Genomic DNA, 11,319 nt, shown 5'->3' with positions numbered 1-11,319 from the left:
GGCCGGCCGCGGCCGGCCTTCCGCTGACCTGGCTGGGGGAGCCGAGTCGGGCAGTTCGGGAGGGCCGGCCGCGGCCGGGGTTCGGGGGTCGGGGCCTCAGACCGCCTCGGCGGCGGTTTCGGGCAGCTCGGCGGCGAGCCGCTCGGTCAGGTCGACGACCTCACCGAGGTCGCCGAAGTCGCGTGCGGCGGTGTCGACGGTCTTGCGGATACGGGTGTTGACGCGCTCGGAGCGGACCTTCTTGGCGACCTGCATGGCCTCGGCGGCGAACACCGTGCTCTGCTCGGGCTCGCGCTGCAGGAGGTGCACGGTGGCCATGCCGATCAGGTTCAGCGCGTACGACCGCTGGTGCTCGCCGTCCTCGGCGAACAGCTCCACGGCCCGCTTCATCAGGGGCTCGGCCAGCGAGGCGTAGGTGGGGCTGCGGCCGGCGACATAGGCCAGGTCGCGGTAGGAGTGGGAGTTCTCGCCGTAGAGCTCGGCCTCGGAGAAGAAGCGGATCCAGTCGGGGTCGGGCTCGTCCCACTCGCCGGCCTCGGCGAAGGTGTCCTCGGCCATCCGCACCGCCCGCTTGCACTTGCCGGGCTGGCCCATGTTGGCGTAGGCGCGGGCCTCCATCGCATACAGCATCGACTGGGTGCGCGGGCTCGCGCAGTCCCGGCTGCCGTACTGCGCGAGATGGATCAGCTCCAGTGCGTCGTCGGGCCGGCCGAGGTGGATCATCTGACGGCTCATGCTGGACAGCACGTACGAGCCGAGGGGCCGGTCGCCGGCCTCCTTGGCCGCGTGCAGCGCGAGGACGAAGTACTTCTGCGCGGTCGGCTGCAGCCCGATGTCGTACGACATCCAGCCGGCCAGCTCGGCGAGCTCGGCGGCGACCTTGAACAGGCGCCGGGTGGTGGCCTCCGGCTGGGGTTCCTGGAGCAGGTCGGTCACCTCGTGCAGCTGGCCGACGACGGCCTTGCGGCGCAGCCCGCCGCCGCACTGGGCGTCCCACTGGCGGAACATCACCGTCGTGGACTCCAGGAGGTCCAGCTCCGGCTTCGACAGCCGGCCGCGGGAGCGCCCGGAGGCGGCCGCCGGCTCGGGCTCGGACCGCGGGACGGCCGGCGAGGGCACGAGCCAGCGCTGCATGGGCTCGATGAGGGCCGGGCCCGCAGACAGGGCCAGCGAGCTCCCGAGGAAGCCGCGCCGCGCCAGCATCAGGTCGCTGCGCGAGAACTCGCTGAGCAGGGCCACGGTCTGCGGGCCCGTCCAGGGCAGGTCGACACCGGTCGCGGACGGTGACTGGCGCGCGGTGCGCAGCCCCAGGTCCTCGACGGAGACGACGACGCCGAAGCGCTCCGAGAACAGCTCGGAGAGGATCTTGGGGATCGGCTCGCGCGGGTTCTCGCCGTCGAGCCAGCGGCGCACCCGGGAGGTGTCCGTGGAGATGTGGTTGGCGCCGAGCTGGCGGGCTCTGCGGTTGACCTGGCGGGCGAGCTCGCCCTTGGACCAGCCGCTGCGCACGAACCAGGAGGTGAGCAGCTCGTTGGGGCGCTTCTCAGTGTGCGTCGCGTGTGCAGCGTTCGTTCCGCTTCCGCCGTTGCCGCTCACTGGAACGCCCCCATCCCTGAGACCACTTGTCGCCGAGTGCGCCAAGCCCTATCAGCATGCCGGTTCGTACGGCCGTCCGTCCGGCCCTTGTCACCCTTCGAACGGAAAGGCGAGTTGCCACCGGCATACCCGCGAGTGCATGTGCCCCCAGGCCTCGTGCACACAAAGTAATCCTACGATCACCCGCCCAGCCACGGCTCACACGCAATCGCCACCATTCGCCACCCCTTCGAATGAACTCACGTACGTCAACGCGCGATTCACTTGACACAGCACACCCAGGAGCGGGTGTAGCGATGCATCCAGGGGCGCGCACCGTCGGGCACACCACCCTGGGCACTTCCTGGCGCGGAGTGAACCGTCCGTCACCGGGAAGTCGGAAACGGAGAGTCACGTGTCGCGTCCGCTGCGTAACCACTGGCGCGCCGGACCCGTTGGAGGGGGTATGGGCTTCACGATCGGCATCAGCCGGGGCATGCGCGACATCCGGTCCGGCTCGCGCCGCCGCAGCCGCTCGTCGGACGGCACGTCCGTGGCCGAGTACACCGGCCTGTGGGGCTGGGACGTGGTGCCGGGAGCCCGGGCGTCGGCGGGCGCGTGCTCCTGCGGCCGCCCCGACTGCCCGGCCCCGGGCGCGCATCCGCTGGACTTCGCCGCGGTGATCCCCGCCGGGGCGACGCTCGACGACGTGACCGAGGCCTGGGCGGAGTTCCCCGGCGCCTCGGTGATGCTGCCGGTCGGCCGGGCCTTCGACGTCATCGAGGTGGCCGAGCCGGCCGGCTGCCGCGCCCTGGCCCGGCTGGAGCGCATGGGCCTGCCCGTCGGCCCGGTCGCCGCCACCCCGGACGGCCGCGCCCACTTCCTCGTCGCCCCCGGCGCCGCCGCCGATCTGCCCGGGCTGCTCTACCGCATGGGCTGGGACGACCCGGACGCGCTCGACCTGCGCGGCCTCGGCCCCGGCGCGCACATCACGGCGCCGCCCTCGGACCGCGGCGGCCTCGGCCCGGTCCGCTGGCTGCGCTCCCCCGCCCTGGACTCGGCCTCCCGGCCACCGGAGGCCCGCCTGGTGCTGGGCACGCTGGCGTACGTGGCACACCGCTCACGGGCGTAGCCGCGGCCAGGACACAGAGCGAAGCGCCCGTCCCCGACTGCACCTCGGGGGCGGGCGCTTCTCGCGCAGGTACGGTTTCTCGCAGGTCGTGCCGCGGCGGGTGCCGAGCTCACTCCCCGATAAGGGCGTCAACGAACGCCTCCGGCTCGAACGGCGCGAGGTCGTCCGCGCCCTCGCCGAGCCCGACCAGCTTGACCGGGACGCCCAGCTCGCGCTGGACCGCGACGACGATGCCGCCCTTGGCCGTGCCGTCCAGCTTGGTGAGCACGATGCCGGTGATGTCCACGACCTCGGAGAAGACCCGGGCCTGGACGAGGCCGTTCTGGCCGGTGGTGGCGTCGAGCACGAGCAGCACCTCGTCGACCGGGGCGTGCTTCTCGACGACCCGCTTGACCTTGCCGAGCTCGTCCATCAGACCGGTCTTGGTGTGCAGCCGGCCGGCGGTGTCGATGAGCACGACGTTCGCGCCCATCTCCTTGCCCTCCTTGACCGCGTCGAAGGCCACGGAGGCCGGGTCGCCGCCCTCCGGTCCGCGCACGGTGTAGGCGCCGACGCGCTCGCCCCAGGTCTGGAGCTGGTCGGCGGCGGCGGCCCGGAAGGTGTCGGCCGCGCCGAGCACCACGCTCTGTCCGTCGGCGACCAGGACACGGGCGAGCTTGCCGGTGGTGGTGGTCTTGCCGGTGCCGTTGACGCCGACGACCATCACGATGCCCGGCTTGCGGTCCTCCGGCTCGGTCTTGACCACGCGGTCCATGTCGCGGCCGACCAGGGTGAGGAGCTCCTCGCGGAGCAGGGTGCGCAGTTCCTCGTGGGTGCGGGTGCCGAGCACCTTCACGCGCTCGCGCAGCCGCTCGACCAGTTCCTGGGTGGGCTGCACGCCGACGTCGGCGGTGAGCAGCGTGTCCTCGATCTCCTCCCAGGTGTCCTCGTCGAGGTGCTCGCGGGACAGCAGGGTCAGCAGGCCCTTGCCCAGGGCGTTCTGCGAGCGGGAGAGCCGGGCCCGCAGCCGGACCAGGCGGCCCGCGGTGGGCTCCGGGATCTCGATCCCGGGAGCCTCGGCGGGCGGCTCCTCGACGACGACCGGAGCCGAGCCGTCCGGAAGATCAACCTCCTCTATGGTGCGCCGCGGTTCCTCCCGCGGCGTCTCGGCCTCGTCGCCGACGTGCGGCTCGGCCGGTGGGGCGGTGATGTCGGGCGCCGCGGGCGGGGGCGGCGGCAGCTGCTTCTTGCGCCGGCTGCCGACGATGAGCCCGCCGAGCGCGCCGAGCACGACCACGGCGATGACTACAGCAAGGATGACGATGTCCATAACGCGTCCAGTATCAGCCATGGGACCCCGGGTCACCCCGTGCGCACCGCCCCGGAAGGCCGGGGCCGCCGGATCTCCACCCCTCCGCATGCCTGACGCCCCGTCAGCCGACGGGTCTCTCCCGCCGGGCTCGGGGTCCGTCGCCGCGCGGCCCTGGAGATCGCCGCGCACGCCGACGACCGGGGCGTCACCACGGAACCGGTGGGATTCGGAGGCGGTGCGCGCGGCGGGCGCCCGCTTCCCGCCGGTGCCGGCCGGCGACGACCTGGAGGTGGAGGGCGAGGACGTCGCGGGCTTCCTGCGCGAGGTGGTCCAGCCGCATGATCGGCTCGACGCGATCGCGGAGGGCGCGGGGCCCGCGTGCGTTCGAGGAGCACCGCCGGGGCTGGTGACGGCTGCGGAACCGGGAGGCAGCGGCCCCGCACGCGCGGATGATCGAGGGCGGCGGTGTCATCGTCCCGTGAGACGACGGACCGCCGCCCCGGCTCGGGCAGTGGCCGAACCGGGGCGGCGGCGGGTTACGGGGAGAGGGGCAGCGGGGACTTTGGCCCTTCTCCCCGAGTGCGCGGGACGGGCTCAGCCCATCTCCTCCAGGGACTTGCCCTTGGTCTCGGTGACGAACTTCAGGACGAACGGGATGGAGAGCGCGGCGAACGCCGTGTAGATCACGTACGTCACGGACAGGTTCCAGTCGGCCAGCGACGGGAAGCTCGCGGTGATGGCCCAGTTGGCGATCCACTGCGCGGCGGCGGCCACACCCAGGGCGGCGGCGCGGATCCGGTTGGGGAACATCTCGCCGAGCATGACCCAGACGACCACACCCCAGGACAGCGCGAAGAAGAGGACGAAGACGTGCGCGGCGATCAGGGCGATCCAGCCCTGCGCGGCGGGCAGCTTGCCGTCCACCAGGTGGTGGGAGAACGCCCAGGCCTCCAGCGCGAGGCCGACGACCATGCCGATCGAGCCGATGATCGCCAGCGGCTTGCGGCCGACCCGGTCGACGAAGATCATCGCGATGACGGTGCCGACGATGTTGATGATCGACGTGGTGAAGGAGTAGAAGAACGAGTCCGTCGGGTCGACGCCGACCGACTGCCACAGCGTCGAGGAGTAGTAGAACGCGACATTGATGCCGACGAACTGCTGGAAGACCGACAGGCCGATGCCGATCCAGACGATCGGCTTGAAGAAGAAGCTGCCGCCGAGCAGGTCCTTGAAGCTCGAGCGGTGCTCGCTCTTCATGGCGCCCTCGATCTCGGCGACACGGGCGTCCAGGTCGACGTCCTTGCCCTCGACCTCGGCGAGGATCTGCCGGGCGCGCTCGTGCTTGCCGACGGAGATGAGGAAGCGCGGGGACTCGGGGATGGCGAAGGAGAGCAGGCCGTACAGGACGGCCGGGACGACCATGACGCCGAGCATGACCTGCCAGGCCTCAAGGCCCATCAGCTTGCCGCGCTGGTCGCCGTCGGCGGCGTTGAGCAGACCCCAGTTGACCAGCTGCGACACGGCGATGCCGATGACGATGGCGGCCTGCTGGAAGGAGCCGAGCCGGCCGCGGTAGGCGGGCGGGGCGACCTCGGCGATGTAGGCCGGGCCGATCACGGAGGCCATGCCGATGGCGAAGCCGCCGACGACGCGCCAGAAGGCGAGGTCCCACAGCGCGAAGGGGAGCGCGGAGCCGACGGCGCTGACGGTGAAGAGAGCGGCGGCGATCTGCATGCACCGGATGCGGCCGATGCGGTCGGCTATGCGTCCGGCGGTCGCGGCGCCGATGGCGCAGCCGATCAGGGCGATGGCGATGACCTGGGCGAGGGCCGCGGAGCCGACGTCGTAGCGGTCACGGATGGCCTCGACGGCGCCGTTGATCACGGAGCTGTCGTAGCCGAAGAGGAAGCCGCCCATGGCGGCCGCCGCCGCGATGAAGATGACGTGCCCGAGATGATCGGGGTGAGCCGTCCCGGCTCCTGACTTGGGTGCCTGCGCTGTGCTGGTCACGTGTACTCCTCGGGCCACCGGCAACGCCGCCGGAGGGGGTCAGCCCTTCGAGGTCCGCCTGAAGGTACCTGAAGGTAAAAGGAACGTTGCCGAGACTATGCCTTCAAGTTTCGAAGTCAATAGGCGAGTGCTGTGAATCTGAGGCGGGAGTGTGTCAGGGATGTGTTCAAGAATTGAAGTCACAGAGCCCCGCAGGTGAGACAGGTGTAGAGAGCACCCATTTAGCGGAGGCGCTGCGAGATGACCTTCGACACACCGTCGCCCTGCATGGAGACGCCGTACAGCGCGTCGGCGACCTCCATCGTGCGCTTCTGGTGGGTGATCACGATCAGCTGCGAAGCCTCCTGCAGCTCCTGCATGATCCGGATGAGCCGCTGGAGGTTGGTGTCGTCGAGGGCGGCCTCGACCTCGTCCATGACGTAGAACGGGCTGGGCCGCGCCTTGAAGATCGACACGAGCAGCGCCACGGCCGTCAGCGACCGCTCCCCACCGGACAGCAGCGACAGCCGCTTGACCTTCTTGCCCGGCGGGCGGGCCTCGACGTCCACGCCCGTGGTGAGCATGTTGTCCGGGTCGGTCAGCACCAGCCGCCCCTCACCACCGGGGAAGAGCCGGCTGAACACGCCCTCGAACTCCCGGGCGGTGTCCCGGTAGGCCTCGGTGAAGACCTGCTCGACGCGCTCGTCGACCTCCTTGACGACCTGGAGCAGGTCGGCACGGGTCTTCTTCAGGTCCTCCAGCTGCTCGCTGAGGAACTGGTGGCGTTCCTCCAGCGCCGCGAACTCCTCCAGCGCGAGCGGGTTCACCTTGCCGAGCTGCTGGTAGGCGCGCTCGGCTGCCTTGAGGCGCTTCTCCTGCTCGGACCGGAGATACGGCTTCGGACGGTTGCGCGGGTGCTCGGGGTCCTCCGGCAGCTCCTCGCCCTCGGCGGGGGGCGAGGGCGGCACGAGCTGGTGCGGACCGTACTCCGCCACGAGCCCGGCCGGTTCGACTCCCAGCTCCTCCAGTGCCTTGGTCTCCAGCTGCTCGATCCGCAGCCGCTTCTCGGCGCCGAGTACCTCGCCGCGGTGGACCGAGTCCGTCAACTTGTCGAGTTCCGCCTTCAGATCGCGCCCCTGGGTGCGGGCGCGGGCGAGTTCCTGCTCGCGGCGGGCCTTGGCGGCCTCGGCGGCGGTGCGCTCCTCGTCGGCGCGGGCGAGCGAGACCTCGACATGCGCGAGCAACTGCCGGGCGCCCGAGCCGACGGCCTGCGCGACCGCCGCCTCGTGCCGCAGCCGGGCCCGCCGCTGTTCGGCACGCGCGCGTGCCTCGCGTTCCGCGCGGGCGGCCCGGTCGAGGGAGTCGGCCCGGCCGGCGAGGCCCTTGACCCGCTCCTCGTGCGTACGGACCTGCAGGCGCGCCTCCATCTCGGTCTGGCGGGCGTTGGCACCGTCGGCGGCGAGCCGGTCCCGCACGGAGGTGTCGGGCTCCTCCTCGATCGGCATCTCCTCGGCGACGGCGAGCCGCTCGGCGAGTTCCTCGACCTCCTGAAGCGCCTTGTCCAGGGCCTCCTGGGCCCGGGCCGTGGCGGCGGCGGCGCGTTCCGCCTCTCCGGTGGCGCCGCGCGCCTGCCCCGCCAGCCGCCCGAGCTGCTGGGCGACGGCCGACTTCTCCCGGTCGGCGGCCCTGCGCCGCTCCCCCAGCTCCTCGACCAGCGCGGCACACTCCGTGCGCCGTTCGACGGCCTCCCGCTGGGCCTCGGCCAGCTCCTCGCAGCGCACGGCCAGCTCCTCCAGCTCGGCGGCCGCCTCGTCGACGGAGGCCTGCACTTCGAGGAGGCTGGGGGCGCCGGCCGAGCCGCCGTGGGCGAAGTGGGCGCCGAGGAGGTCGCCTTCGGCGGTGACGGCGGTGAGGTCCGGATGGGTGTAGACGAGGCTTTCCGCGTCTTCGAGGGTGTCGACCACGACGATGCCGCGCAGGAGCCGCCTGACGGCGGGCATGAGGTCCGCGGGGCCGCGGACCAGGTCTGCGGCGTAGGTGTGGCGGGCGTCTGCGGCGCCGTTGTGGCTGGCCGCGCAGTTCCCCGCGCCCCTGAGGGCGTCATCTCCTGCCACGAGCAGGGTGGCCCTGCCACCGTCCTGTTTGCGGAGGAGTCGGATCGCGTCGGCCGCGGCTGCCGGGGACGTGACCGCGACGGCGTCCGCCGCAGCCCCGAACGCGGCGGCCAGGGCGACCTCGTGGCCCTGGGCCACCGTCAGCAGCTCCGCCGCCGGACCGAGCAGGCCCGAGAGGCGGTCCTTGGCCGCCAGCAGTGCGCCGGTGCCGTCCTTGCGGCGCAGGCCGAGCGCCAGGGCCTCGTGGCGGGCCTGGGTGGCGGCACGCCGGCGTTCCGCCGCCGTGGTGGCCTCGCGTGCCGCGGTGAGCGCGGCCTCGGCCTCGGCCAGCCCCTCCTTGGCCGCCTCGTGCCGCGCGGCGAGTTCCGCGTCACCGGCGTCGAGGCCGTCGACCTCGGCCTTGAGGGCCTCGTACTCCTCCTGCGCGGCGACGGCACGTTCCTGCGCCTCGTCACGGGCGGCGGCCAGGCGCTCGATCTCGGCCTGGGCGGAGGCCGCGCGGGAGCGGGCTGCGTTGACCTGGCCGCTGAGCCGGGCCAGGCCTTCGCGCCGGTCGGCGATGGCCCGGGCGGCGTCCTTCAGGCGCCGCTCCTCCTGGGCCAGCTCGCGCTCCAGCTCGGCACGGTGGGCGACCGTGTCCTCCAAAGCGCGTTCGGCGGCTTCCAGGGCCGCCTCCAGTTCGGCCTCCTGCTCGCGGATGCGGGCCGCCTCGCGCTCCATGTCCTCGGGGTCGCGGCCGCGCCGCTCCTCCGGGGGCGCCGAGGTGGCGCTCTTCACGCGCGCGTCGGCCAGCGAGATCGTGCCGCGCACCCGCTCGGCGAGCTGGGAGAGCTCGTACCAGGTCTGCTGGGCCCGCTGCAGGCGCGGCGTGAGCTGCCGGACCTCGTCCTCCAGCTGGGCCTCGCGCTGGAGCGCCCCGCGCAGCTCCTGCTCGGCGGCCTCCTTGCGCTCCTTCAGCGCGGCCTCGTCGGCGACCTCGGCCTGCAGGGCTTCACGGAGCCGGACGAGGTCGTCGGCGAGCAGGCGCAGCCGGGCGTCGCGCAGATCCGCCTGGATGACGGCCGCCCTGCGCGCCACCGCCGCCTGCCGGCCCAGCGGCTTGAGCTGGCGGCGCAACTCGTCGGTGAGGTCCTGCACGCGCGCGAGGTTGGCCTGCATCGCGTCCAGCTTGCGCAGCGCCTTCTCCTTGCGCTTGCGGTGCTTGAGGACGCCGGCGGCCTCCTCGATGAAGGCGCGGCGGCCCATGGGGTCGGCGTGCAGCACGGAGTCGAGCTGGCCCTGTCCGACGATGACGTGCATCTCGCGGCCGATGCCGGAGTCGGAGAGCAGTTCCTGGATGTCGAGGAGACGGCAGGTGTCGCCGTTGATCTGGTACTCGCTGCCGCCGTTGCGGAACATGATCCGCGTGATGGTGACCTCGGCGTACTCGATGGGCAGAGCCCCGTCGGAGTTGTCGATGGTCAGGGACACCTCGGCGCGGCCCAGGGGCGGGCGGCCGGTGGTGCCGGCGAAGATGACGTCCTCCATCTTGCCGCCGCGCAGCGACTTGGCGCCCTGCTCCCCCATGACCCAGCTGAGCGCGTCGACGACGTTGGACTTGCCCGAGCCGTTCGGTCCGACGACGCACGTGATCCCCGGCTCGAACCGGAGGGTGGTCGCGGAGGCGAACGACTTGAACCCGCGGAGGGTCAGGGCCTTGAGGTGCACGCCGCCGGACTCTACCGCCCGGGTTCGTCTCACTCCATGAACCCGCGGTTTCGCCACTGAACGCGCAGGGCAGACCAGACGTTAAAGAAGGTGAAAGGATGCGCGGGGGAAAGAAAGAAGGGACGCCGGTGGCGTCCCTTGCACTTCTGACAACTCAGCGGTTGTTACGGGCTTCCCCACCACTGCTGTGCCGATGTGGAGCGGTGCAGTGATCAGGTGAGCGCAGGCTCCGCCTGGTGTGCGTCAACGCTCTCCATGATCCTGTCGTGAGAAGCGGCAGCCGTCAGCGCCTCGTTCTCCGCCTGGATCCGTACGAGCTCGGATTCCAGGTCCTGGACGCGCTGCTGGAGCCGTCGCATCTCGGCGAGGAGTCGAGGGTCGGAGCCGCCGACGTAACCGAGAAGCGCCTTTGCCATGATGGATGGTCCTCCACAATGAGTGACCGACCGATGCGGTTGGGTCGTGAGGGATTCGCACCCGCGGCTTGGCAGGCCTTCAGTTGTGCTGCCGTTCAGCCATGCCAAACAGCTAAGGTGCGCGGGGTGCTTTCAGCGTCTCACCAAAAAGTTTGACGGTCAACACGATCACGCCCCGTATTGGCGGGCGACCCTGGCGCACACGGCCTTCAACGGCGGCGCGGCGGCTTCAGCGGGCCCTCGGGGCGTGGCGATCATCCTTGCGTCTGGAGCCTGCCAAGGCAAGCGGTTCTCGGCAATCACCAGCGAGTTTCCGTTCGGGGCGGCTCCCGGGACCCCCGCCGCGGGCGGCCGGGGAGCCGTTCCGCGATGCCGGATCAGCGGATGGCGAAGCCCTCGTAGCCGCCGCGGGGTGTGTCCCAGATCTCGGTGACACCGTCCACACGGCCGGGCGTGTCGTCACCGCGGAGCCACTCCAGCAGGCCTTGACAGCCCTCGCGCGCGCCCTCGGCGACGACCTGGACCCGTCCGTCGCCCAAATTGAGAGCAAAACCACTCAGGCCGCCGATCTCCAGGGCCTTGGCCCGCGTGAACCAGCGGAAACCCACACCTTGGACGCGTCCTCGCACCCAGGCGACCAGTCGCACATCCTCGCTCATGACTGCAACCTAACCGCCCGATCTCCCTCCGGACACTTCCTCCCCTTGCGCCATGCGGTACCGTCCCCCCTCAACGAATCTCATATGAAACTCACACGATCGAGTGAGTTTGGTGTTGATCTCGAGGACGAGTCGACCGCCAGGACGAGGAAGGCCAGGACATGGGACGCCACCGACGCTCCGCCGCCGGCCGCGCCGCCACGGGCCGCGCCGACGGCTTCGCGGAGGGCCACGACCCGCTGTACTCCACCGCGGACGACGCCCCGACGATGGGCATCGCGCCCTATCTGAACCCGGAGGCGTACGCCGAGACCCACGCCCGGAGCGAGGCCTATCTGTTCGGGGCGGAGGCCTCCGCGGCCGGTGACCGCTTCACGGAGACGGCCGTCTTCGCGAGCGACGGTTTCGGTTCGGACGGTTTCACCTCCGACGG

The 11,319-nt window shown here is 71.6% G+C and carries 7 protein-coding genes and 1 pseudogene; 2 read left to right on the top strand and 6 right to left on the bottom strand.

Going from position 1 to position 11,319, the window contains the following annotated elements:
• Positions 1-96 precede the first annotated feature (96 nt).
• The gene (locus tag RIN80_RS23795; protein ID WP_309097685.1) at positions 97-1,596 is read right to left on the bottom strand and encodes a hypothetical protein; all 1,500 of its coding nucleotides are present in this window, start codon (positions 1,594-1,596) and stop codon (positions 97-99) included.
• Between the two features lie 445 nt (positions 1,597-2,041).
• Between RIN80_RS23795 and RIN80_RS23790 the strand changes: the two genes are divergently transcribed.
• The gene (locus tag RIN80_RS23790; protein ID WP_309097684.1) at positions 2,042-2,707 is read left to right on the top strand and encodes a bifunctional DNA primase/polymerase; all 666 of its coding nucleotides are present in this window, start codon (positions 2,042-2,044) and stop codon (positions 2,705-2,707) included.
• A 109-nt stretch (positions 2,708-2,816) separates the two neighbouring features.
• On the opposite strand, the gene ftsY is transcribed toward RIN80_RS23790, so the two are convergent.
• The 5 genes from ftsY to RIN80_RS23765 form a co-directional block, all read right to left on the bottom strand.
• On the bottom strand, positions 2,817-4,016 hold the full coding sequence (gene ftsY, locus RIN80_RS23785) for a signal recognition particle-docking protein FtsY (RefSeq protein ID WP_309097683.1): 1,200 nt from the start codon (positions 4,014-4,016) through the stop codon (positions 2,817-2,819).
• Positions 4,017-4,592: 576 nt separating this feature from the next.
• Positions 4,593-6,011, bottom strand: a complete 1,419-nt coding sequence (locus tag RIN80_RS23780) for a sugar porter family MFS transporter (RefSeq protein WP_309097682.1) — start codon at positions 6,009-6,011, stop codon at positions 4,593-4,595.
• A 221-nt stretch (positions 6,012-6,232) separates the two neighbouring features.
• Entirely contained in the window at positions 6,233-9,811 is a 3,579-nt protein-coding gene (smc, locus tag RIN80_RS23775) for a chromosome segregation protein SMC (protein WP_309097681.1), read from the bottom strand.
• A gap of 212 nt (positions 9,812-10,023) precedes the next feature.
• Entirely contained in the window at positions 10,024-10,227 is a 204-nt protein-coding gene (locus RIN80_RS23770; protein ID WP_003993245.1) for a hypothetical protein, read from the bottom strand.
• Positions 10,228-10,604: 377 nt separating this feature from the next.
• On the bottom strand, positions 10,605-10,886 hold the full coding sequence (locus RIN80_RS23765; protein WP_309097680.1) for an acylphosphatase: 282 nt from the start codon (positions 10,884-10,886) through the stop codon (positions 10,605-10,607).
• A 161-nt stretch (positions 10,887-11,047) separates the two neighbouring features.
• Here RIN80_RS23765 and RIN80_RS23760 point away from each other — a divergent pair.
• A pseudogene (locus RIN80_RS23760) lies at positions 11,048-11,319 on the top strand (CAP domain-containing protein); the annotation flags it as partial.

The organism is Streptomyces sp., from assembly GCF_031181705.1.
Taxonomy (GTDB): domain Bacteria; phylum Actinomycetota; class Actinomycetes; order Streptomycetales; family Streptomycetaceae; genus Streptomyces.
This window is presented reverse-complemented; position numbering and strand designations above follow the sequence as displayed.

Excerpts from the sequence above, each read along its gene's own strand:
- RIN80_RS23765 (WP_309097680.1), bottom strand. The coding sequence starts at position 10,886 with ATGAGCGAGGATGTGCGACTGGTCGCCTGGGTGCGAGGACGCGTCCAA.
- RIN80_RS23770 (WP_003993245.1), bottom strand. The coding sequence starts at position 10,227 with ATGGCAAAGGCGCTTCTCGGTTACGTCGGCGGCTCCGACCCTCGACTC.
- ftsY (WP_309097683.1), bottom strand. The coding sequence starts at position 4,016 with ATGGACATCGTCATCCTTGCTGTAGTCATCGCCGTGGTCGTGCTCGGC.
- RIN80_RS23790 (WP_309097684.1), top strand. The coding sequence starts at position 2,042 with ATGGGCTTCACGATCGGCATCAGCCGGGGCATGCGCGACATCCGGTCC.